The organism is Aggregicoccus sp. 17bor-14 (genome assembly GCF_009659535.1).
Taxonomy (GTDB): Bacteria; Myxococcota; Myxococcia; order Myxococcales; family Myxococcaceae; genus Aggregicoccus.
Window position 1 is genome coordinate 196,145 of the sequence record NZ_VJZZ01000008.1, and the last position, 21,152, is coordinate 217,296.

21 protein-coding genes are annotated in these 21,152 nt (G+C 72.9%); 8 read left to right on the forward strand and 13 right to left on the reverse strand.

The genetic code is table 11. The annotated features are described in order from the left end of the window. Positions 1 to 9 precede the first annotated feature (9 nt). The 4 genes from FGE12_RS16965 to FGE12_RS16980 form a co-directional block, all read right to left on the reverse strand. Positions 10 to 636, reverse strand: coding sequence for an RDD family protein (locus FGE12_RS16965; RefSeq protein WP_194797961.1), 627 nt, complete (start codon positions 634 to 636; stop codon positions 10 to 12). Next, the gene (locus FGE12_RS16970) at positions 633 to 1,100 is read right to left on the reverse strand and encodes a hypothetical protein (protein WP_228530860.1); all 468 of its coding nucleotides are present in this window, start codon (positions 1,098 to 1,100) and stop codon (positions 633 to 635) included. Before FGE12_RS16970 ends, FGE12_RS16965 begins: the two co-directional genes overlap by 4 nt. Positions 1,101 to 1,309: 209 nt before the next feature. Beyond that, positions 1,310 to 2,278 carry a porphobilinogen synthase gene (gene hemB, locus FGE12_RS16975; RefSeq protein ID WP_153867525.1) on the reverse strand — a complete coding sequence of 323 codons (969 nt, stop codon included), beginning with the start codon at positions 2,276 to 2,278 and terminating at the stop codon, positions 1,310 to 1,312. 50 nt (positions 2,279 to 2,328) lie between these two features. Beyond that, complete coding sequence (locus FGE12_RS16980) at positions 2,329 to 2,544, reverse strand: hypothetical protein (protein ID WP_153867526.1); 216 nt, start codon at positions 2,542 to 2,544, stop codon at positions 2,329 to 2,331. Between the two features lie 253 nt (positions 2,545 to 2,797). Between FGE12_RS16980 and FGE12_RS16985 the strand changes: the two genes are divergently transcribed. The 3 genes from FGE12_RS16985 to FGE12_RS16995 are packed head-to-tail and all read left to right on the forward strand — an operon-like array spanning position 2,798 to position 5,672. Next, complete coding sequence (locus tag FGE12_RS16985; RefSeq protein ID WP_370459035.1) at positions 2,798 to 3,733, forward strand: ABC transporter ATP-binding protein; 936 nt, start codon at positions 2,798 to 2,800, stop codon at positions 3,731 to 3,733. Continuing rightward, on the forward strand, positions 3,730 to 4,566 hold the full coding sequence (locus tag FGE12_RS16990; RefSeq protein ID WP_153867527.1) for an ABC transporter permease subunit: 837 nt from the start codon (positions 3,730 to 3,732) through the stop codon (positions 4,564 to 4,566). The genes FGE12_RS16985 and FGE12_RS16990 overlap by 4 nt, the downstream gene beginning before the upstream one ends. Further along, complete coding sequence (locus FGE12_RS16995) at positions 4,566 to 5,672, forward strand: hypothetical protein (RefSeq protein WP_153867528.1); 1,107 nt, start codon at positions 4,566 to 4,568, stop codon at positions 5,670 to 5,672. The genes FGE12_RS16990 and FGE12_RS16995 overlap by 1 nt, the downstream gene beginning before the upstream one ends. Here the strand turns inward: FGE12_RS16995 and FGE12_RS17000 are convergent. The 3 genes from FGE12_RS17000 to FGE12_RS17010 form a co-directional block, all read right to left on the reverse strand. Continuing rightward, positions 5,669 to 6,475: a tRNA1(Val) (adenine(37)-N6)-methyltransferase gene (locus tag FGE12_RS17000; protein WP_370459036.1), complete on the reverse strand. Its 807-nt coding sequence runs from the start codon at positions 6,473 to 6,475 to the stop codon at positions 5,669 to 5,671. The genes FGE12_RS16995 and FGE12_RS17000 overlap by 4 nt on opposite strands. Positions 6,476 to 6,481: 6 nt before the next feature. Further along, positions 6,482 to 7,555, reverse strand: a complete 1,074-nt coding sequence (locus FGE12_RS17005) for a DUF1015 domain-containing protein (RefSeq protein WP_370459037.1) — start codon at positions 7,553 to 7,555, stop codon at positions 6,482 to 6,484. Positions 7,556 to 7,707: 152 nt separating this feature from the next. Continuing rightward, positions 7,708 to 8,880, reverse strand: coding sequence for a hypothetical protein (locus FGE12_RS17010; protein WP_194797962.1), 1,173 nt, complete (start codon positions 8,878 to 8,880; stop codon positions 7,708 to 7,710). Between the two features lie 350 nt (positions 8,881 to 9,230). Between FGE12_RS17010 and FGE12_RS17015 the strand changes: the two genes are divergently transcribed. Then, entirely contained in the window at positions 9,231 to 9,548 is a 318-nt protein-coding gene (locus FGE12_RS17015; RefSeq protein ID WP_153867530.1) for a polyhydroxyalkanoic acid system family protein, read from the forward strand. Between the two features lie 28 nt (positions 9,549 to 9,576). Here FGE12_RS17015 and FGE12_RS17020 read toward each other — a convergent pair whose 3' ends face one another. Genes FGE12_RS17020 through FGE12_RS17040 form a run of 5 tightly spaced genes read right to left on the reverse strand, consistent with a single transcriptional unit; the run spans position 9,577 to position 15,746 of the window. Then, the gene (locus tag FGE12_RS17020; RefSeq protein ID WP_153867531.1) at positions 9,577 to 11,238 is read right to left on the reverse strand and encodes a protein-glutamate O-methyltransferase; all 1,662 of its coding nucleotides are present in this window, start codon (positions 11,236 to 11,238) and stop codon (positions 9,577 to 9,579) included. 4 nt (positions 11,239 to 11,242) lie between these two features. After that, positions 11,243 to 13,510 carry a hybrid sensor histidine kinase/response regulator gene (locus FGE12_RS17025; RefSeq protein WP_153867532.1) on the reverse strand — a complete coding sequence of 756 codons (2,268 nt, stop codon included), beginning with the start codon at positions 13,508 to 13,510 and terminating at the stop codon, positions 11,243 to 11,245. Between the two features lie 41 nt (positions 13,511 to 13,551). Then, the gene (locus FGE12_RS17030) at positions 13,552 to 14,823 is read right to left on the reverse strand and encodes a methyl-accepting chemotaxis protein (RefSeq protein ID WP_153867533.1); all 1,272 of its coding nucleotides are present in this window, start codon (positions 14,821 to 14,823) and stop codon (positions 13,552 to 13,554) included. Between the two features lie 18 nt (positions 14,824 to 14,841). Next, on the reverse strand, positions 14,842 to 15,237 hold the full coding sequence (locus FGE12_RS17035; RefSeq protein ID WP_370459038.1) for a Frizzy aggregation protein FrzB: 396 nt from the start codon (positions 15,235 to 15,237) through the stop codon (positions 14,842 to 14,844). Beyond that, positions 15,234 to 15,746 (reverse strand): chemotaxis protein CheW, encoded by a 513-nt coding sequence (locus FGE12_RS17040; RefSeq protein WP_370459045.1) that lies wholly within the window; start codon positions 15,744 to 15,746, stop codon positions 15,234 to 15,236. The genes FGE12_RS17035 and FGE12_RS17040 overlap by 4 nt, the downstream gene beginning before the upstream one ends. 115 nt (positions 15,747 to 15,861) lie before the next feature. Here FGE12_RS17040 and FGE12_RS17045 point away from each other — a divergent pair, with 115 nt between their 5' ends. Next, positions 15,862 to 16,692, forward strand: coding sequence for a response regulator (locus tag FGE12_RS17045; RefSeq protein ID WP_153867535.1), 831 nt, complete (start codon positions 15,862 to 15,864; stop codon positions 16,690 to 16,692). Positions 16,693 to 16,725: 33 nt separating this feature from the next. Here FGE12_RS17045 and FGE12_RS17050 read toward each other — a convergent pair whose 3' ends face one another. Continuing rightward, positions 16,726 to 18,042: a radical SAM protein gene (locus FGE12_RS17050; protein ID WP_153867536.1), complete on the reverse strand. Its 1,317-nt coding sequence runs from the start codon at positions 18,040 to 18,042 to the stop codon at positions 16,726 to 16,728. 194 nt (positions 18,043 to 18,236) lie between these two features. On the opposite strand from FGE12_RS17050, the gene ald reads away from it, so the two are divergent. The 3 genes from ald (at position 18,237) to FGE12_RS17065 (ending at position 21,145) form a co-directional block, all read left to right on the forward strand. Beyond that, the gene (ald, locus tag FGE12_RS17055; protein WP_194797963.1) at positions 18,237 to 19,412 is read left to right on the forward strand and encodes an alanine dehydrogenase; all 1,176 of its coding nucleotides are present in this window, start codon (positions 18,237 to 18,239) and stop codon (positions 19,410 to 19,412) included. Between the two features lie 184 nt (positions 19,413 to 19,596). Further along, positions 19,597 to 20,238, forward strand: a complete 642-nt coding sequence (locus FGE12_RS17060) for a sigma-70 family RNA polymerase sigma factor (RefSeq protein WP_153867538.1) — start codon at positions 19,597 to 19,599, stop codon at positions 20,236 to 20,238. Between the two features lie 43 nt (positions 20,239 to 20,281). Then, a complete protein-coding gene (locus tag FGE12_RS17065) occupies positions 20,282 to 21,145 on the forward strand; it encodes a zf-HC2 domain-containing protein (protein WP_153867539.1) in 864 nt (287 codons plus the stop codon). The last annotated feature ends 7 nt before the right edge of the window (positions 21,146 to 21,152 follow it).

The window sequence follows — 21,152 nt, forward strand, 5'->3', positions numbered from 1 at the left end:
CCCCCTTCTCTACTGCTGGAAACGTCCTTCGAAACGCCCCTCGACACGCCGCTCCGGCGCCTCGGACATGACCCGTCCGGAGGCGCGCACGGGCGCCACGGGGCTGCGAGCGGCAACGGTTGCGCCGGCCACAACCTTCCCGTCCACCACCTGCGTCTGCGCCCACACGTCGCCGAGCCGCAGCCCGAGCGGATCGCGCAGCACGCGCCACGCCTCCACGCCGCCAATTGCCGCGAGCGCGGCCGCGGAGGCCACCATGCCGAGCGGCGCCGGCATCATCCCGAGCAGCACCACCAGCGCGAGCGGCGCGTTGCGCAGGGTGCTGTCGCGGTGGCGCGCGGCCGAGCGCGTGGGCACGTGCATCACCTTCACGCCGAAGATCTTCTTCCCCACGCTCTGCCCCTGCAGCATCCCGTCCGCGAGCAGCAGGAAGAGCAGCGCCACGATGGGCCCCGCCGCCCCGCAGGCCACGCCCAGCCCCCAGGCCACCGCCACGTCGAGCAGGCGCGCGCCGGCGCGCAGGAACAGCGAGGCCTTGGGATAGGGAGAGCCGCCGGGCACCAGCCGCAGGGGCGGCTTGTCGCTGCCGTCGTCGCCCCGGGAGGCGAAGACGGGACGCGAGCGGCGCGCGCTCACGCGTCACGCTCCGGGTCGGAGTCGTCGTCGGAGTCGGAGGCCTGCGGAAGGTCCAGCTCGAGCTCGCCGTCCGCGCCCAGGCTCCAGTCCGCCTCGCCCGGGTCCAGCGTGAGCCCCTCCTCGCGCGGCTCGGGCTCGTCCAGCCCCGCGAGCTGCGCGAGCCGCTCGTGGGCGCTCACCACGCGCGCAGGGATGGGGCTGAGGGGCGCATCCGCGAGCACCGCGAGCGTGGGAGAGCCGGTCTCCGCGAGGCGGCGCAGCCGGCCGCGCGCCTCGTCCCGGCCGGTGTCCGCCACCTCCAGCTCGGCCGCGGGCCCCTCGCGGGTGAAGAAGACGAAGGCCATGGCGGGGCGCTTGGAGGACTCGCGCATCGCGAACTGCACGCCGTCCAGGTTCCAGCCCTGGGCGGTCCAGGTGTTGAGGGTGCGCTCGAGCGCGCCCTCGTCCACCGTGGACAGCTCCACGACTTTGTACTGGAGGGCGCCGGGCGCGGCCGCGGCAGCGCGGGGTGTGGCGCTGCGCGCACGCCGTCCGGTGGCACGGGGGCGTTCGGGCGGGGGCTTCGCGCTCTTGCGTCTGGGCCGCTTCTTCATCGCGCGCTCCATTTGCTCGCGTTTCGCAGGCGGGATCAAGCACCCGCTCGCGCCCACCTCACGGGCCTGCCCACCCGTGCTCAGAGCAGCGAGGCGGCCTCGAGCGCGTGGTAGGTGAGGATGAGGTCCGCACCGGCGCGCTTGATGGAGGTGAGCACCTCCAGCATCACGCGCTCGCCGTCGATCCAGCCGTTCTGGGCAGCGGCCTTCACCATCGCGTACTCGCCCGAGACGTTGTAGGCGGCGACCGGCACGTCGAAGCGCTCCTTCACCCGGTGGATGATGTCCAGGTACGAGAGCGCCGGCTTCACCATCACCATGTCGGCGCCCTCCTCCAGGTCCAGCGCCGTCTCCTTCAGGGCCTCGCGCGCGTTGCCCGGGTCCATCTGGTAGCCGCGCCGATCACCGAACTGCGGCGCGCTCTGGGCCGCCTCGCGGAAGGGCCCGTAGAAGCCCGAGGCGTACTTGGCGGAGTAGGCCATGATGGGCGTGTCGGTGAGCCTCACCTCGTCCAGCGCGCGGCGGATGGCCCCCACGCGGCCGTCCATCATGTCCGAGGGCGCGATGATGTCCGCGCCGGCCTGGGCGCACGTGACGGCCATCTGCGCGAGCAGCGGCAGGGAGGCGTCGTTGGCCACGTGGCCGCCCTCGATCACGCCGCAGTGCCCGTGGTCCGTGTACTCGCAGAGGCACACGTCCGCGATGAGCTGCAGCTCGGGCACGGCGCTCTTGATCTCGGAGAGGGCGCGCTGGACGATCCCCTCGCGCGCGTAGGCGCCGCTGCCGCGCGCGTCCTTCGCGTCCGGGATGCCGAAGAGGATGACGGAGCGCACGCCCAGCGCGTGGGCCTGCTTCGCCTCGGCCACGGCGTGCTCCACCGAGAGGTTGAACACGCCCGGCATCGAGGTGACGGGGCGGCGCACGTCGCGCCCCTCGACGACGAAGAGCGGGAGGATGAAGTCGGAGGGCGCGAGCGAGGTCTCGCGCACCATCTCGCGCAGGGCCGCGGAGCGGCGCAGGCGGCGGGGGCGGTGGACGGGGAAGGTCATGGCAGCGCCGGTATAAACCGCGGCCGCGGCCCCTGCCTCCCTCTTTCGCCCTACCCCGCCTGCTGGGCGAGCCGCCAGCCGTCGCCGCGCCAGTTCGGGTCGCGCTCCGCCTGGATGGCCTGGCGCTCGGCGAGGTCGGCCTCGTGCAGGGCGCGGGCGTAGCGGGCGCGGGCGGCCGGGGTCGCAGCCGCGAGCCCCTCCTCCGCCGCCACGAGCTCCGCGCGCGCCTGCTGCAGCCGATCCATCGTCACCTGGGTCCACGTCATCGGGTGTGTCTCCTGCCGGATGTTGGGTGGGGAGGCCGGATGCACGCGGCAGACCAGCGGACCGGCCCTCCGGCCGCCCCGTGGAAGTGCGCGAAACCCGCCACTTTGACGCAATGACGCACGGAGACGGCCTACAGCCGCGCTGCGAACGCGCGTTCCCAGGGGTGCGAACCGCGCGACGCGCCGCAATCGTGCGCGGGCCCGTCCGTGAAGAGGAGCGAGCCGGCCCACCCTTCCCCTAGACTCCCCGACCGTGACCCATCTCGAAGCCGCCGTGAGCGTCGTGGGCCTGCGAAAGACCTACACGCGGCCGTTCCGCAAGCAGGGCAGCGAGGCGTTGCGCGGGGTGGACCTGCGCGTGCCGCGCGGCAGCGCCTTCGGCCTCATCGGCCCGAACGGCGCGGGCAAGACCACCTTCATCAAGAGCATCCTGGGCATCGTGCGGCCCAGCGCGGGCGAGGTGCAGCTGCTGGGCGGCTCTCCGGACGACCCGCGCATCCGCGCCCGCGTGGGCTACCTGCCCGAGCGGCTGCACCTGCCGGGCAGCTGGAGCGCCACCGCCTTCCTCCAGACGGTGCGAAGGCTCAAGGGGCTCGCGCCCGACGCCCCGGGCAACGCGCGCCTGCTCGAGCGCGTGGGGCTCGCGGAGGCCTCGGGCAAGCGCATCGGCGGCTACTCCAAGGGCATGCGCCAGCGCCTGGGGCTCGCGGCCGCGCTGCTCGGGGAGCCCGAGCTGCTGGTGCTCGACGAGCCGACGGACGGCATCGATCCCATGGGCCGCGTGGAGGTGCGCCGCATCCTGCAGGAGGAGGTGCGCCGCGGCGCCACCCTCTTCCTCAACTCGCACCTGCTCGCGGAGACCGAGCGCATCTGCGACCGGGTCGCCATCCTCGCGGACGGGCGCGTGGTGCGCGAGGGGCGCCTGGACGAGCTCGCGCGCGCCTCCAGCGCCTGGAGCGTGCGCTTCGCGCCCGGCGCCGACGCGGCCGCCCTCTCCGCGCTGGGCCTGCGCCCCGGCCCCCATCCCCACACCTTCCTCCTCGAGGCGCCGGACGCGGCGGCGCTCAACGCGGTGCTCGACCGCGCGCGCGCCGCCGGGGCGCTGCTGGTGGAGCTGCGGCGCGAGGGGGCGGACCTGGAGGCGGTGCTCACCACCGCGGTGGGCGAGACGCTCGGGGAGGCGGCATGAACGGGGCGCTCGGAATCGCCGGGTACGTGCTGCGCGAGGCGCGCAGCCGCAAGTTCATCCTCGCCTTCGTGCTGGGCATCACGCTGCTGCTCGTCACGCTCGCGCTCTCGCTCAAGCTCGAGGTGCTCGACGGTGCGCTCGCCGCCACGCGGCTGTTCGGCACGCTCGCGCACCACGACATCGTGGCGGTGGACGTGGCGCTGCGTCCCATCTACCGCGCCGCGGCCTACCTGGTCTTCTACGGCGGCCTGCTCTTCGGCATCCTCGCCTACTCGGACTTCGCCCCCAGCCTGCTGTCGCCCGGGCGCATCGAGCACCTGCTCGCGCTGCCCCTGCGCCGCTGGGAGCTGCTGCTGGGCACCTTCCTCGGGGTGGTGGCGCTCGCGCTCGCCGGCGCGCTCTACGGCTCGGTGGGGCTGGTGCTCATCCTGGGCGTGAAGACGGGCTACTGGACCGCGGGGCCGCTCTACGCCGCGCTGCTCGCGAGCGTGGGCTTCGCGGCGGTGTACGCGGTGATGCTCGCCACCGCCACGCTGGTGCGCAGCGCCGCCCTGTGCGCGGCGGCCGGGGGGCTGTGCCTCGTGGGCGGCATCCTCGCGAGCTACCGCGCCTCCATCGCGCCGCTGCTCGAGGAGGGCCCGAGCCGCGGCGCCTTTCGCGCAGTGACGCTGCTGCTGCCGCGCATCGCCTCGCTCGCGGACGCGGGCGCGAGCCTCGCGGCGTCCGCGCCGCTGGGGGTTCGCTCGCTCGCGGGGCTGCTCGCGGGGGTGGCGGTGTTCGGCCTGGGCACGCTCGCCGTGGGCCTGTGGCGCTTCGAGGGGAAGGACTACTGATGCGCAGGCAGAGGAAGTGGTTGGTCGCGGCTGCGGTGCTCTTCGCGCTGGGCGCCCTGCTGATGCTCTGGGGCCAGGGAGACCGGGACGCGCCGCCCCCGCCGCAGGTGGAGTTCCCGCGCGCGCTGCGCGACGCCGAGCAGGAGCGCGCCGTGGCGCGGCGCACCCAGCGCGTGCCGGTGGCCACGCCGGAGCCGGGCACCCCGCCGGAGCCCGCGGCCCCGCGCGACCCCGTGCTCGCCGCGCTGCCGCGTGGCAAGGGGCACACCGCCGTGGTGTTCGAGGCAAATGCGCTGCGCCACTCGCCGGTGGGAGAGCTGCTGCTCGCCTGCCTCATGCGCGACGGCGGCAAGCAGCTGCGCGAAGTGCGCGAGCGCACCGGCGTCGATCCGCTGGAGGACCTGGACCGGCTCGTGGTCACCGACGAGGGCGTCATCCTCTCGGGCAACTTCGCCAAGGCGCGCACCTCCGAGCTCTTCGCGCGGGCCACGGCGCGCAGCTACGGCGACAGCGCCCGGCTCTACGAGCCCCCTGCGCCCGAGGGCGGCGAGGAGCCCCGGGTGGGCCCAGACGCGCCCGCGCCGCGCGGCTCGCTCGCGAGCTGGAACGATCAGCTCTTCGTCGTGAGCAAGACGCCGCAGGGCGCCCAGCAGGTCATCGACCGGGTGGAGGGGCGCGCAGGCGACGGCGAGCAGCCGCTGCTGGGCGAGGACAGCACCTACGGCGAGATGTACGGCGTGGTGTCGGTGGACCAGCTGTCTCAGATGCTGGGCAACGATCAGCCCGAGCTGCTGCAGCGGCTGCGCGAGGTGGCGGACCACGTGGAGCTGCACATCGACGCGCGCTCGGACGTGGCGGTGGTGGCCGAGGTGAAGGGCGCGGACGCGGCGAAGGTGGAGGACCTGGGCAAGTCGCTGGGCGCGGCGCTGAGCGTGGCGCGGCTCAAGGCGCAGGCCGAGGGCTCGCAGGAGCTCTCGCAGCTGCTGGACTTCGCCCGGGTGCGCCCCGAGGGCGACACCTTCCAGCTCGAGGTGGCGCTGCCGCTCGACTACCTCAAGCAGAAGCTCGCGTTCTGCTCCGCGCCTCCCGATGCGGGCGCGCCCTAGCCCACCATCGCGCTCACCTCGGGGCTGAACGCGGGCCCCGGGGCGCTGTGCACCACCAGGGGCGGGAGCACCACCAGCGGCGCGCGACTGCTGCGCACCGCGTGCAGGAGCAGCAGCTTCGCGGGGCGGTCGGGCCGCGGGTGCACGAGGCGCAGGTGGCGCATGCTCAGCCGCTCGGCCTTGAGCGTGGTCGCGAGCTCGGAGAAGCGGCTCACCGGGTACACCAGCGAGAGCCCGCCGCGCGCTTCCAGCAGGTAGCGCGCGGCGCGCACCACGTCCACCAGCGCGCAGGTCAGCTCGTGCCGCGCGAGCGCCCGCTCCCGCTCGGTGTTCACCCTTCCCGAGGCCGGCGCGCGGTACGGCGGATTGCACAGCACGTGCGCGAAGCTGCCGCGGCCGAACTTCTGGTCCACCTGGCAGAGGTCTCCGAGCACGAGCGACACCGAGTGCTCGCAGCGGTTGAGGTGCACGTTGCGCTGGGCGAGCGAGAAGAGGCCGGGCTGCAGCTCCAGGCCGGTGACGTCCGTGCAGCCGAGGCGCCGCGAGAGCAACAGCGGCACGATGCCGCAGCCCGTGCCCAGGTCGATGATGCGCCCCCTGCCCGCTCCGCCCGTCTGCACGGCGAAGTGCGCGAGCAGCAGCGAGTCGAGGTTGAAGCGGTAGCCGGTGCGCCGCTGCAGCACCTGCACCTCGCCCCCGCAGATGGCGTCGAGCGTCTCGCCGGGCCCCGGGGCCTCGGGAGCGGCCCGTGCGGGCACCTCGGGCTCGGGCCAGGCAGGGGACGATGGAGCGAGCACCCTCACGGTGACTCACGCCTCCCGGTCGAGGAACAGGAGGCCCGCGGGGGGCAGTGGGTCCACGCGCAGCGTGCGCGGCGGCAGCGTGGCGGCGGCCTCCATCACCGCGCGCACCTCCCAGACGGGCGGCGGGTTCAGGCCGAAGCCCACCTGGTACGTCCCGCGCTGCACCTCCTCCACCAGCTGCTCGAGGCTGTGCACGGCGAACACGTTGGGGTGGCCCGGGGCCTCCGGGTCCTGGATGCCCATCACGGTGCGCAGCACGAGCGCGTTGAGCAGCGCGAGGTCCAGGCTGCGCAGCGTGGGGTTTCGCGGAGCAGCCTTGATGTGCGCGAGGTCCAGGCCCTGGCGAAAGCGCAGGATGCGGCCGCGTCCCTGCGGCAGCACGAGGAGCACGGCGTGGTGGCCGGTGATCAGCGTGGCGAGCCGCTCCTGCGCCGCTTCCAGCCCGCGTGCCGTGTCCAGGGGCTCGTCGAGATCGTAGGAGCGCGCGTAGCCCGCCACGAGCTGCAGGAAGGTGTCCTCGTTGAAGGTGTCCAGGTTGCGCACGCCGCGGTGCACCGGGGCGAAGTGCAGCCCGGGGTCCGAGAGCGCGACGATGGCGGCGAGGCTGGGACCGCGCTCGTCCAGCGCGCTGAGCGGCCGCAGCGGCGCCTCGTCCAGCGCGGCCTGCAGCCGCTTCGAGATGGCGGAGGGCTCGATGCGCTTGAGCGCGAGCTGCTGGCCGTCGAAGCCGCCCCGCCACACCAGCACGCTGCGCTCGGCCGCCTCCGCGAGCAGGTCCCGCAGCACCCCGTGGTCGTCCGCCGCGAGCGTGATCGCGGGCTCCACCTGCGCGGAGCGCGGGATGTACGGCTCGTGCTCGAGTGGCTCGGCCGAGTCCTTCATCAGACCGCACAGCAGGTAGCGCACGGGCGTGGCGCGCGCCGGCGCCCCCTCTGGCAGCAGCTCGAGGAGGTAGAGCGCGGGGCGCGCGTCGCGCAGCACCGCGCCCGAGTCGCGCCAGCGCCCCAGCTCGGCCGAGGGGTCCACCGCCTCGAGCAGCGGGCGCACGTGGGCGGGCTGGAGGCCGCGAGCCCCGAGCACGCTCGCCGTCTGCGGCGGGAGCTGAGCGTCGAGCGAGGACAGGAGGGCGGGGAATGGGAGGACACGCGCCATACGCGTGAAGGTGGGGCCGCCGCCCGGCCCCTGCCACTCCGCCCGCTCGGCTGCCCGCCTGCCGGGCTATGCGGGCCGGGCTACCACCACACGGTGCGGTAGGGCCGGTGCTTTTCCGGATCCCGGTAGTAGGGGTTGCCCCGCTGGTACGCGCTGCCCTTCTCCGCGCTCTCCTCCCACAGCAGGCTCACGGTGGTGATGGCGCCGGCGGAGCCGAGCAGCGCGAGCACGTAGGGGGTGGAGTTGTCGAAGCCGCCCAGCGCGAGCGAGGAGACCACCAGCAGTACCGCGCCCACGCCCGCGCCGAAGGCATCCGCACGCAAGATCTGGTTCGTCGTGGGGTTGAAGCGCATGGAGGCGAGCGCAGCCGCCCCCGCGCCGAGTCCCGGCGCGATGAGCAGCGCGTCCGCCCAGTTCTTCCCCGAGACCTCGGTGCCGGAGAAGTGCACGATCGCGAGCAGCAGCGCGCTGTATGCGAGGCCCCACGCGCCGCCGGACGCGATGAGCAGACCGTCGTCCACGCGCATCTGCCCGCCGCCCACCGTGGCGGTGAGCCACGCGCCCAGCTCGCTGCCCACGAAGGCGGACCACGTGAGCAGGCTCTTGTCCGTGGACAGCAGGTCCATGAAGCCGCCGAGGAACATGCCGCCGATGGCCGAGTTCACGATGCCGAAGTTGGCCATGGGCGTGTCGATGTAGTGGTTGAACTGCCACCACGCCGCCACGCCGAAGCCGAGGCCCGCTCCGATGAAGGTGCCCGCGAGCATGCGCTCGCGCGAGGCCTGGTCGAAGCTCAGGTCCTGCGCGAAGGCCTGGGTGAAGAAGCCGCCCGCGGCGCCCATGATCGAGTGGTGCAGCAGGAAGGTGAGGCTGCCGGGGCCCGCGAGGAAGGCGCCCTGGCGGGGCTTGCCGTCCAGCATCGCGCGCGAGTCGGTGGCCGCGGCCTGCGCCCCGTCCTGCTGCGCAGAGGGCGGCAGGTCCGTCGGGTCCTGGCTCACGAGCGGCGCCTGCGGATCCGAGCGGATGCGCGCGCCGGGAGGCGGCGTGGGCGCGGGCTCGCTCCCCTCCTGCTGCGCCGGCGCCTGCTCCTGCGGGTCCTCTACCGGAGGCGGCGCGCTCTCGTCCGTGGGCGGCGGGGTCTGCTCCTGCTGCGCAGCAGGGGGCTCCGCCGGCGCCTGCGCGTGGGCGGTGCCCGGGCGCAGCGCTGCGAGGACGAGGACGGCGAGGACGAGGCACTTCCGCACTGGCGACACGACGGCGCTCCTTCTTCGGCCCGGCTGCAGGCCACAGACGTTCGCAGCCACGCTACCCCAGCGACGCGGCGCGTGAAGGACCTTCCCGCAGCTCCGGCGCGCGGAAGGCGCGCACCCGGTGCGCACCTTGACCACCCGGGTGCAACGCGCGCAGAAACCTGCAGCGCGCGCAGCACGGATGCGCCCGTAAGGCGGCCGCGCCGCCGTGGCCGACGGAAGACCGTATGAGCTCCGAGGGTGTTGACTTCCCCGCCCGGCCGGGCAGAACGGACCTACCCTGCAGCTCACCGCTCCACCCGGCACTCCCGCCGGGACGGGGCCAGCGCAGGCGCGGACACAGGAGCGGCACCATGGCGATGATGAAGTTCGAGGTCCCCCACTCCCTGCCCCAGGCCGAGGCGAAGAAGCGCGTGGAGCAGCTGCTGCAGTACTGGGGCGGCAAGTACGGGGTGAAGGCGGCCTGGGTGGGCGAGGCGGCGAAGGTCACCGGCAAGGTGATGGGCATCAACCTGGACGCGAGCTTCCAGGTGACCGACCGCGCCATCCAGGGCGAGGGCACGGACCCCGGCATGCTGCTGCGCGGCCAGGCCAAGAGCTACCTGCAGAAGAAGTTCAGCGCGGTGCTGGACCCCAGCAAGAGCGCCGCGGACGCGGTGAGCCAGGACTAGCGCCCCGGGCCGCGGGGTGCAGCGCCCGTCAGTGCTGCACCTCTTCCAGCGCGGAGAGCGCGTAGCGCGCCGCGCGGGAGATGGCATCCGAGGACTCGGGCATCTCGGGGTAGTGCCCGGCGAGCGTGCGCTGCGGGAAGCGCAGCTGCGCGATCGCGTTGCGGTACGAGCGGCGCGCGCCCTCGAAGTCGCGGCTGCGCTCGTTCACCTGCGCGAGCAGGTAGTGCCCGATGGCGAGCGTGGGCTCGAGGAACAGCGCCTTGGCGAGCTCCGAGCGTGCCTCGACCAGCTCCCCGCCCTGCAGCGCCGCCACGCCACCGAACACGCGCGCCTCCACGCACAAGGGCTCGCGCTGCAGCGCCTGGGAGAAGGCCTCGCGCGCGTGCGCGAGGTTGCCGAGCAGCGACTGCAGGTTGCCCAGGGTGAGCAGCGCGTCCAAGTCGTTGGGCTCGTCCGCGAGCAGGCGCTTCACGCCCGCCAGCGCCGCCGGGAAGTCGCCGCGCTCCATGTGGCGCACGGCCGTCTCGAGCCGCGCCGCGGGTGAGCGGCCCTTGTCCGCGGCGGCGAGGGCGCTCGCACTGGCCGCGGGGCTGGCCGGCTCGGCGGGACGGGCGGGCGGGGGCGCCGCGCGGGGCGCAGGGGTGGGCGCCGTGGGGGTGCGCGGCGGGGGCGCGGGGGCCTCGCGCGCGGCGAGCGGCCCGATGGGCGGCGAGCCCCGGCCCGGCGTGGGGTAGCGCGGCGCGAGCGAGGGCATGGCCACGGCCGAGGGGCGCGGGGGCAGCATCGCCGGGGTGCGCACGGGCGCGGGCGCGGGCGGCGCCACGAACTCGGCGGGGGGCGGCGGCCGGGCCTCGAGGGGCCGGCGGTACACGAAGGAGCCCTCCACCTCGATCATCTCGAAGCGGTCGTAGACCTTGAACAGGCTCTCCGAGTAGCCCAGCAGCAGGATGCCGCCGGGGCGCAGCACGGAGAGGAAGCGGTCCATCAGCGCCCGGATGGTGGGCAGGTCGAAGTAGATGATGACGTTGCGGCACAGCAGCACGTCGAGCGAGTCCGGCTTGACGTGGGAGAACACCGGCGCCGCCAGGTTCTGCCCGCCGAAGCGCACGTACTGCTTGAGGCCGGCCTGCACCTGGTGCTGCCCCTCGTTGCCGTCGTCCACGGGCTGGAAGAAGCGCTGCAGCCGCTCCTGGGACATGCCCGCCATGCGCCGCGCCGAGTAGCGCCCGAGCTGAGCGTTCTCCACCGCGGCGGGGTTGAGGTCCGTGGCGTAGAGGTCCACGTCCAGGTGCGTGGCGCCCAGCTCTGCGAGCACCATGGCCACGCTGTAGGGCTCCTCGCCCGTGGCGCAGCCCGCGCTCCACACGCTCACGCGCCGCCCGTCGCGCCGCGCGCGGCTGAGCGCCTCGGGCAGGATGCGGCGCTCCAGCGCGCGGAACTGCTTCGCGTCGCGGAAGAACTCGGTGTGGCCCACCGTCACCAGCGGCAGCAGCGAGCGCAGCTCGTGCTCGCCCGCGAGCTCGCGCAGGCGGCGCACGTACTCCTCGGCATCCGAGATGCCCAGGGCGGGCATGCGCGCACTGAGGGCGAGCCGGAGGCTGTGGTAGCCGTCCGGGTTGATCTTCAGCCCGGCGCGCTCCAGCAGGAGCGCCGCCAGCTGCTGCAGGGCGCGCACGGTGACACCGGACATGGAATCAGGTGAGCCGATCGATGGCCTGGGCGAGCACCTCGACCCCGAGCTCCCCCTTCACGAGGTAGGCGTCCGCGCCGGCGTCCAGGCCGCGCCGCTTGTCCTCGGGAGAGGCGAGCGAGGAGAGGATGATCACCGGGATGCGCGCGAGCGAGGCGGTGCTCTTGAGCCGGCGCGTGAGGCTGAAGCCGTCCAGCTTGGGCATCTGCACGTCGGAGAGGATGAGATCGTAGCTCGCAGCCTGGGCCTTGGCGTACGCCTCCTCGCCGTCCTGCGCCTCCTCCACGTTGTGGCCGAGCGCCTTCACCAGCGCGCTCTCGGTGGCGCGCGCGATGGGCGAGTCGTCCACCAGCAGCACGCGCAGCCGCTTCGTCGCGGGCGCCTGGGTGACGGGGCGTGCCATGCGGCGCACCTCGGTCATGATGTCCGGCACGTGCAGCAGCACCGCGATGCGCCCGTCCTCGAGCGCCGCAGTGCCTGCGATAAAGGGCGCGCCCTTGAGGAACTCGCCGCCGCAGGGCTTCACGGCCACCTCGCGCTCGTCCACGAAGCCGTCCACCACCAGGGCGGCCTCGTCGGCGCCGTGGCGCACCACCACCGCCGGGGGGCGGTCGAAGCGGTTGCCGCCGTTGAGGCCCAGCAGGGGCCCCAGCGCGACGAGCGCGGTGGGCTTGCCGCGGTGCTTCACCGCGAGCGTGCCGAACACCTCGAGCCGGTCCTCGGGCTTGAGGCGGATGACCGCCTCCACGTCCGCCGCGGGGATGCCGTAGACGTCGTCGCCCAGGCGCACCAGCAGCACCTTCATGAGCGCGAGCGACTGGGGCAGGCGCAGCGACACGGTGAGGCCGCGGCCCAGCCGGCTCTTGAGCGACACGGAGCCACCCAGGGACTCCACCTTGCGCTTCACCACGTCCATGCCCACGCCGCGCCCGGAGATCTCGCTGACCTCCTCGCGGGTGGAGAAGCCGGGGCGGAACACGAGCTCGATCGCCTCGCGCTCGCTGAGCGCGTCCGCCTGCGCCTGGGTGAGCAGGCGCTTGGACACGGCGCTCGCCCTCACGCGGTCGGGGTCGATGCCGCGCCCGTCGTCGTCCACCTCGAGGTGCAGCATCTCGCCGTCCACGCGGGCGCGGATGCGCACCCGGCCGGTGGCGGGCTTGCCCAGCTGGGTGCGCAGGTCCGCGCTCTCCAGGCCGTGGTCCACCGCGTTGCGCAGCAGGTGCACCATCGCATCGCGCACGTCGGCGAGCATGGAGCGGTCCACGCCGGCGTCGCTGTTCTCGATGACGAGGTCCACCTCCTTGCCCTGCTGGCGGCTCAGGTCGCGCACGGCGCGCGGGAAGGCGTCGAACACGCTGGCGAGCGGCACCAGGCGCGCGTCGGCCACGTGGTCCGCGAGGATGGCGAGGCTGCCGTGCAGGGTGTTCACCCCGTCCTCGTTGCGGCGCACGAAGCGGAACGCGTCGTCGCGCAGCATGTGCAGGTCGCTCTCGAGCCGGTCCAGCTGCGCGCGCTCCTCGGCCTGCAGCTGCAGCTGCTCACCGAAGTGCAGGAAGCGGTCGGAGATGCGGCTGAAGCGCTCGAGGATCTGCGCCATGTCCTCGCCGCGCAGCTGGTTGCGCGCGCTCTCCACGAGCAGGTCGCCCGCGAGCAGGCCCAGCGCGTCCAGCGTCTCCACGTTCACGCGGATGGTGCGATCCGCGACCGGGTTCGCCTTGGCCGCGGCCGCGTCCTCCGCGGCGGCCGGTGCCTGTACCGGAGCCGCAGGAGCCGCGACGGGCGCGGGCGCCGCCTGGACCGGCGGAGGCGCGGGCGCCGCGGGCTTCGGCGCCGGAGCGGGCGCTGCGGCCTTGGCGGCCGCGGGCTTGGGGCCCAGGTGCGGGATGGGGCTGCCCGAGGCCGCCGCGAGCGCGGCGCACATCTCCTCGGTGGCCGAGGTGCCCGTGTGGGCGCTGGGCATGTCCTCGACGAGGTCCGAGAGCACGTCGCAGGCGCGCAGGAGCAGGTCGGTGGCCACGGCGGTGGCCGTCTTGCCCTCGCGCTCGCTGCGCAGCACGTCCTCGGCCGCGTGGGCGAGCTGCCCGATGGCGCCGAGGCCCAGCATGCGGGCCTCGCCCTTCATCGTGTGCAGCTCGCGCGCGACGTCGTCCGCGGCCTGCGCGGCCGTGGGCTTCTCGAGGTCGATCACGCCGAGCTGGATCTTCTGCAGCCGGTCGGCGGTGATCTCCTGGAACTTCTTCAGCAGTGACTTCTTGAGGGCCTCGGTGTCCATGGCAGAAGGGGCGACGGGTGCCGCTCGCCCCTCCCCTCTCCCTAGTCGGCCTTGAAGCGCTTGATGAGCTCCGCGAGGCGGCCCGCGAGCCCGGTGAGCTCGGAGGCGGCGCCCGTGGCCTGCTTGGAGGCCTGCGTCGTCTGGCGGGTCACGTCCTCGATCTCGGCCATGCTCGCCACCACCTGCTCGGTGGCGGTGCGCTGCTGCTGGGTCGCGAGGTTGATGACGCGCGCCGCGTCACTGGTCTCCTGCACGCCGGAGAGGATGCCCTCCACGGCCTGCGCGGCCACCGCGCCCAGGCGCTCGCCGCTCTCGGTGGCGCTCTTGGAGGCGTCCGCCGCACCGGCCGCGGCGGCCGTGGCCTCGCGGATCTCGGTGATCAGGTTCTTGATCTCCTTGGTGGAGTCCAGGACGTTCTCCGCGAGGCGGCGCATCTCGGCCGCCACGATGGAGAAGCCCTTGCCGGCCTCACCCGCCCGGCTGCCCTCGAGCGCCGCGTTGAGCGCGAGCAGGTCCGAGCGGTCGGCGATCTCGTCGATCACCTCGACCACCGTGCCGATGCGCTCCACGCGCTTGCTGAGCTTGGTGATGGAGTCCGCCACCGCGACGCCGTCGCTGCGGATCTGCTGCATCGCCTGGATGAACTCACCGATGGCGCCGCGGCCCGCGCGCGCCGCGCCCAGGGTCTCCTCCGCCACGCGGGCGACCGCGCCGGCGTTCTCGGCGATCTGCGCGCTCGCGTGCTTGAGCTCCTCCATGGTGGCGGTGGTCTCGTGGATCGCCGCCGCCTGCTCCGTGGACGAGGTCTCGTGCTGGGTGCTGGCCGCGAGCACCTGGTTCGCGGACGAGGAGAGCCGCAGGGCGGCCTCGTTGATCTCGCGCACGAAGGTGCGCAGCGTCTCGATCACCTTGCCGAAGCCCTCGAGCAGGGGCCCGAGCTGCGCGTCCTCGGTGCTGGTGTTCCAGCGCGAGAGGTCACCCTCGCGCACCAGCATGATCAGCGCGTCGATGGCGCGGTCGATCTCCTGCGAGGCCACCTGCTTGCGGTGCTCCGCGATCGACATCTGGTCGACGAAGCGGTTGAAGAGCTGCGCGATCTGCGCGGCCTGGCCATCCAGGCCCTCCGCGGGGGCGCGCGCCGTCCAGTCGCCGGAGAGCGTACGGGTGAGCGCGTCCGCGATGGCGGCGAGGCCGGGGTCGGCCGCGGAGACCACGTTCGTGGTCTTGGGAGCAGCCGCCTTGGCGGCGGAGCTCGCCTTCTTGGGGGCGCGGCCCTTGGCCGCAGGCTTCGCGTTGGGGGTGTCGAGGGACATGTGAGTCGGTGCCTTCCTTCAGACTGCAGAATTCACGGTTTCAGCGAGATCGATGAGCAGCACGGGGGCGGAGTCCTGCGCGGGGTCCTCCGCCGCATCCAGGCACAGCCCCACCGCGTAGGGCGGTGCGCCGGCCGGGGGCGGCATGCGCCGCAGGGCGTTGAGCGGCACGGGGCGCACGCCGCGCACCGCGTCCACGCGCAGGTGGCCCTCGCCCTCGGGGAGCTGGAACACCAGCGCGCGCGCGCCCTGGCGCAGCACTCCCAGCTCGGGCACGGAGAAGTCGTCGGGCAGCGCGCGGTCGATGCGCAGCACCTGGGAGGCGTCCGCGCCGTACACGGCGTTGCCCACCTCGAAGAAGAGCAGGTCCACCTGTTCGGCCGCGACCTCCGCGTCCGCGCGCACGTCGCTCACCGGGCCACCGCCCGCTGACGCGCCGTCTGCAGCAGCTTGGGGAAGTTGAGCAGGCTGAAGCCCTCGCTGGCGCTCGCGCCCTGCACCACGCCGAGCAGGTGCTCGGCGGCGGAGTCCCCGCCCAGCGGCGGCGGCAGGATGTCCGAGACGTAGAAGCGCTTGAGGCCGAGCACCGCGTCCGCGACGACGCCGGCGACGAAGGCGCCGCTCGCGCCGACGAAGAGCCGCGTGCGCGGACCGATGCGCGCCTCGCCCTTGCCGAGGAAGCGCAGGATGTCCACCACGGGGAGGACCTCGCCGCGGTGACCGGTGACGCCCATGACGTAGGCGGGGGTGCGCGGCAGGGGCGTGAGCAGGCCTGCGCGCAGCACCTCGAGCACGTTCTCGCTCGGCACGGCGAGCCGCAGCTCACCGAGACGGAAGCAGAAGAACTCCTGGTCCGGACGCGCCTGGGCCACGGTGGCACGATCAGGGGCGTTGCGGAGCGCGCGCTGAAGGGGTGTGGTGATCAAGGCAGCGAAGTATCCGGAACTCAGTTGCGGCCGGTCAAGCAAGGGGCCGAGTTTCGCGTGGTGGGCCCCACCCCAACGGTGTAGGGTTGGTAGGCTATTCCAGAGGAGAGCGATGTCCCGCGTACTCGTCATCGATGACAGCCCCATGCTGGTGGAGCTCACGGTGGGCGCCCTGAACTCGGCCGGATACCAGGCGAGTGGTGCGCTCGACCTGGCGAGCCTCGAGCAGCGCCTCGTGGAGGGGCCCTACGTCCTCATCCTGATGGACGTGAACATGCCGGAGATGTTCGGCGACGACGTCGTGGAGTACCTCCGCACACAGAAGAAGGTTCAGTCCAAGCTGGTGCTCTACTCCGACATCCCGGAGGCGGAGCTCGCCGCGAAGGCCCGCGCCTCGGGGGCGGACGGCTACATCCTCAAGGGCGGCGGCCTCGAGGCCGTGCTCGCCGGGGTGACCCAGCTCGCGGGTCCTCCGAAGGGCGCTCCCGCCGCCGCGGCCGCTCCGGCCGCCGCCGCGCCTGCGGCCGCCGCCGCCGCGCCGGCCGCGCCCAAGCCCGGCGCGCGCAAGCCGCGCATCCTCATCGTGGACGACAGCGAGATGACCGCCCGCATCATCGAGGCGGACCTCGTCACCAAGGGCTTCGAGGTGCACGTCGCCGACACGGCGGACAAGGCCACGAAGATCATCCTCAAGAAGCAGACCCGTCCGGACCTGGTGCTCCTGGACGTGCGCATGCCCAACGTGGACGGCGAGCAGTTCTGCCGCTTCATCAAGAGCAACAGCCTCTTCAAGGGCATCAAGGTGCTGCTGTGCTCGGGCGAGGAGCCCGCGGAGCTGCAGCGCATCTGCCGCGAGGCGGGCGCGGACGGCTACGTGCCCAAGGACGCGGTGCTCAGCAAGGTGGTCGCGAGCGAGCTGCCACCCTCGAGCAGCGAGGGCTGAGGCCCCCGCTGCACTCCGCACAGCGGCCGCGCTTCAGGCGCTGCGCTGTGCGCCCGCGGCGTTGTGGCGCTCCTGCAGGCCGCGCGAGAAGTTGCCGATGATGAGCCCCGGGCGCGCCTCCTTCAGGCGGCGCAGCAGCTCGCGGATGCCCACCGGCTCGCCGCCCGCCCCCACCCCGCGCGCCACCTCGATGTACTGCAGCGGATCGATGGCGAGCGGCCGGGTCTGCACCTGGTCCACGCGGTAGCGGCACACGAGGTTCTCCAGCGCCTGCACCTCGCCCTCGCGGTCGGTCACGCCGGGGAAGAGCAGCAGGTTGAGCGAGAGGTAGGCGCCGCGCTCGCGGGCGAGCGCGATGGAGCGCTCCACGTCCTCCCAGGTGTACTTCACCGGCTTGTAGTAGGCCTCGTAGAGCCCCTTGGTCGCCGCGTTGAGCGAGACGCGCACCGCGTCCAGGCCCGCGTCGAGCAGGGCCTCGAGCCCGTGGGTGAGGCTCGCGTTGGTGTTGATGTTGATGGAGCCCACGGGGGTGTGGGCGCGCATGTAGCGGATGGCCTCGGCGATCTGCTTGTAGCGCGTGAGCGGCTCGCCCTCGCAGCCCTGCCCGAAGCTGACCATGGTGCGGCCCGGCGCGTGCTGCAGGTGGTAGAGCCCGATTTTGCCCATCTCCTCGCCGCTGGGCCCGTCGTCCATGCGCTCGTGGCTCGCGGGCGGCCCGTCCGCGGGCTGGTCCGAGATGCAGCCCACGCAGCGCGCGTTGCACATGACGGAGGCCGGGATGGCGCCCTCGTCGCGCGCGTAGAAGATGTTCTGGCTGGTGAAGCAGCGGTACAGCAGCGCGCAGGTCTTGAGCTGCTTGAGCACGCGGTTGTCCGGATAGCGCGCGAGGTGCGCGTCCACCGCCTTCTTCAGGTCCGGCGTGGAGTAGAGCTGGGGATCCCAGTGGCCGCGGCGGTCGGTATGGATGGCCCAGGCGACCGCGCCCTCCTCGCCCCAGGCGGCGGCGGTGTAGGCCCACTGCGGGAGCACGGGGCCGCCCTCCCCCTTCACCTCGCCGGGGAGGAAGGTGCGGGTGTAGCCGGGGGGCAGCAGCGCGCCCACGGCGTTGGGGACGAAGCGCTTGCCGTCCACGGTGAACTCGCGCACGAGCTCGAGCTCGCCGGTCTCCGGGTGCATGCCGACCGGCAGGCGGCCCGGCAGGTGGACGAGCCGGCCCGCCTCGGGCAGCGGGATGGGGCGATCCTGCGGCGGGACGAGGTCCTCGCCGCTGCGCAGGGTGGCCACGAGGTAGGGGTGCTCGAGCACGCGGCCCTTGGGGTCCGCGACGAGCAGCTTGGGAAGAGACGCCATGCGCGTCTAACTACCACCGGGGCCGCGCTACTTCGACCCGCGTGTGCGCCCGCCCGGGCGCCCCCCTTGGCGGAGGAGGCAGAGGGGTCACCGCTGCCCCGTCGCACATGACGCGGCGCGTGGCCCCGGCTTGCCTTGACTCTCCCCTTCGGGGGGATACGGTGCGCCACCATTTTTTGCCCCGGAGGGCTGCTGTGATCGTCGGAGTTCCCAAAGAGATCAAGACCCGTGAGAACCGCGTCGGAATGATTCCGGCGGGTGTGGCCGCGCTCAAGCGTGGGGGCCACACGGTGCTGGTCGAGAAGGGCGCGGGCATCGGCTCGGGCATCTCGGACCAGGACTACGTGCGCGTGGGCGCTGAGATCGTGAAGAGCGTGGACGAGGTCTGGAGCCGCGCCGAGATGATCGTGAAGGTGAAGGAGCCGATCGCGCCCGAGTACGAGCGCATGCAGAACGGCCAGATCGTCTACACCTACTTCCACCTGTCCGGCGTGGACCCCGAGCTCACCAAGGTGCTGCTCAAGAAGAAGGTGAGCGCGGTCGCGTACGAGACCATCCAGCTCGACGACGGCAGCCTCCCCCTGCTCAAGCCGATGAGCGAGGTGGCCGGCAAGATGGCCATCCAGGTGGGCGCCGCGAGCCTCGAGAAGCACGCGGGCGGCAAGGGCATCCTGCTGGGCGGCGTGCCCGGCGTGCGCCGCGCGAAGGTGACCATCATCGGCGGCGGCGTGGTGGGCATCAACGCCGCGAAGGTGGCCGTGGGCATGGGCGCCGAGGTCACCATCCTCGACGTGAACCTGGAGCGCCTCACCTACCTCGACGACATCTTCATGGGCCGCGCGGCCGTGATGGCATCCGACAGCGAGAACATCGCGAAGTCGGTGCGCGAGAGCGACCTGGTGGTGGGCGGCGTGCTCATCCCCGGCGCCGCGGCGCCGAAGCTGGTCACCGAGGCGCTCATCAAGGAGATGAGCGCGGGCTCGGTGGTGGTGGACGTGGCGGTGGACCAGGGCGGCTGCATCGAGACCTGCAAGCCCACCACGCACGACAAGCCCACCTTCATCCTGCACGACGTGGTGCACTACTGCGTGGCGAACATGCCGGGCGCGGTGCCCCAGACCTCCACCTTCGCGCTCAACAACGCGACGCGGCCCTACGCGACCCGCATCGCGAACCTCGGCCTGCACGAGGCGCTGCGCCAGGACCGCGCGCTGCTCAAGGGCCTCAACACCCACGGCGGCCAGGTGACGTACGAGGCCGTGGCGCGCGACCTCGGCTACGACTACGTGCCGGCCGAGCAGGCGCTCGCCTCCGGCGGCAAGAAGGCGCAGAAGGCCGCGAAGCCCGCCGCCAAGCGCGCTTCCCGCTAGAATCACCTGCTGAAACCCGCCCGGGAATAAAGAAGCCCGGGCGGGGTCTGTAGGGCATGCGAGGGGCCGGGCGCTCGGCCCCCCGCGGCGAACAGGGTTGTTGCCCAGGATGTTCCCGTGCATACATTGACGGTTAAGACACAACCTAATCGCCAGTAGTTACGGGCCCTTGGAAGGCGGGAGCATGCTGGACTTCAGGCAACCCAACCGGACGAAGCAGGAATTCGAGGAGCTGGCGCTCGCGCACCTGGACCCGCTCTACTCTGCGGCGCTCCGGCTGACGAAGAACGAGCGCGACGCCGAGGACCTCGTGCAGGACACCTGCATGCGCGCCTACCGCTTCTTCGACAAGTTCGAGCGCGGGACCAACATCAAGGCGTGGCTCTTCAAGATCCTCACCAACACCTTCATCAACCGCTACCGGCGCAAGGTGAAGGAGCGCAGCGTGGTGGAGGGCGTGGAGCGCGAGGCGGTGCACGAGCGCTTCGTGTCCCGCGACGCGACCGACTTCGCCGCGAACCCGGAGCAGTACTTCTTCGACCGGCTCCTCTCGGATGACGTGCTGCGCGCGATCGACTCGCTGCCCATCGACTTCCGGCTGGTGGTGATCCTCGCGGACCTGCAGGAGTTCTCCTACAAGGAGATCGCCGAGATCCTCGAGTGCCCGGTGGGCACCGTGATGAGCCGGCTGTTCCGCGGCCGCAAGCTGCTGCAGAAGACGCTCAAGGAATACGCAGAGGGCCAGGGTGTCTTCCGGGAGAACGGCCACCCGGTGCCCGCGCCGGCGGATCTGGACGAGTACCGGCGCAGGAAGAAGACCGGGTAGTCGCCGGTTGGTGGTGCCCGACGCAGCCCATCCCCGAGCGCGAATGACCTGCCAGGAACTCGACTCCTTCCTCTACCCCTACCTCGACGGCGAGTTCCAGCCGGACGAGCGCCTCGAGGTCGAGGCGCACCTGAGCACCTGCGCGGCCTGTGCGCAGCGGGTGCACACCGAGGCGCAGGTGCAGCAGGCGCTGCGCCGCGCGGCGCGCCACGCGGTGAGCAGCACCCGGGCGCCGGATGCGCTGCGCGCCTCGCTGCAGGGGGGACTGAGGCAGGAGGTGCGGCGCGCGCAGCAGGCGGTGTGGCTGCGGGCGAGCTGCGTGATGCTCGCGGTGGCCACGGCGGGCGGCGCCTGGATGGCGCTGCGCCCCGAGGCGCAGCAGCGCTTCGTGGATGACGCGGCGAAGCGGCACGCGAAGCGGCTGCCGGTGGAGATCGCGGACACCACCCCGGAGAGCGTGGAGGCCTGGTTCGGCGGCAAGCTGGATCACCGCGTCTCCGTTCCGCGGCTGCCCAACACCACCCTCTCCGGCGCGCGCATCTCCAACGTGACGGACCGGCCCGCGGCGTACATCAGCTACGAGGCGCAGCCTGCGCGCGCGGACGCGCCGCCCCGGCGCATCGGGCTCTTCGTGTTCGACGACGCGCAGCGCGAGATCAAGGCGAACGATCTCGCGGCCGCCGAGGTCGACTCGAGCCACGGCTACAACGTGGCCGTGTGGCGCGACCGGGAGATCGTCTACGAGCTCGTCACGGACCTGGACGAGTCGGACATCCGCAAGATGCTCGCGGACAAGGCGGCGGCAGCAGCGGACGCGAGCAGCGCGCCGCGCGTGGCCGATGCCCCCAAGCCGCAGATGGCTCCCGGCGTCGCGGTGAGCCCCGTGGTGCACACCACGGCGCAGTAGCTCCCCG

What these genes read in the sequence shown, in the direction of transcription:
- FGE12_RS17020 (WP_153867531.1), bottom strand. Translation starts at nt 11,238, where the DNA reads ATGTCCGGTGTCACCGTGCGCGCCCTGCAGCAGCTGGCGGCGCTCCTG.
- FGE12_RS16990 (WP_153867527.1), top strand. Translation starts at nt 3,730, where the DNA reads ATGAACGGGGCGCTCGGAATCGCCGGGTACGTGCTGCGCGAGGCGCGC.
- FGE12_RS17050 (WP_153867536.1), bottom strand. Translation starts at nt 18,042, where the DNA reads ATGGCGTCTCTTCCCAAGCTGCTCGTCGCGGACCCCAAGGGCCGCGTG.
- FGE12_RS17015 (WP_153867530.1), top strand. Translation starts at nt 9,231, where the DNA reads ATGGCGATGATGAAGTTCGAGGTCCCCCACTCCCTGCCCCAGGCCGAG.
- hemB (WP_153867525.1), bottom strand. Translation starts at nt 2,278, where the DNA reads ATGACCTTCCCCGTCCACCGCCCCCGCCGCCTGCGCCGCTCCGCGGCC.
- FGE12_RS17030 (WP_153867533.1), bottom strand. Translation starts at nt 14,823, where the DNA reads ATGTCCCTCGACACCCCCAACGCGAAGCCTGCGGCCAAGGGCCGCGCC.
- FGE12_RS17045 (WP_153867535.1), top strand. Translation starts at nt 15,862, where the DNA reads ATGTCCCGCGTACTCGTCATCGATGACAGCCCCATGCTGGTGGAGCTC.
- FGE12_RS16980 (WP_153867526.1), bottom strand. Translation starts at nt 2,544, where the DNA reads ATGACGTGGACCCAGGTGACGATGGATCGGCTGCAGCAGGCGCGCGCG.
- FGE12_RS17060 (WP_153867538.1), top strand. Translation starts at nt 19,597, where the DNA reads ATGCTGGACTTCAGGCAACCCAACCGGACGAAGCAGGAATTCGAGGAG.
- FGE12_RS17025 (WP_153867532.1), bottom strand. Translation starts at nt 13,510, where the DNA reads ATGGACACCGAGGCCCTCAAGAAGTCACTGCTGAAGAAGTTCCAGGAG.
- FGE12_RS16995 (WP_153867528.1), top strand. Translation starts at nt 4,566, where the DNA reads ATGCGCAGGCAGAGGAAGTGGTTGGTCGCGGCTGCGGTGCTCTTCGCG.
- FGE12_RS17065 (WP_153867539.1), top strand. Translation starts at nt 20,282, where the DNA reads ATGACCTGCCAGGAACTCGACTCCTTCCTCTACCCCTACCTCGACGGC.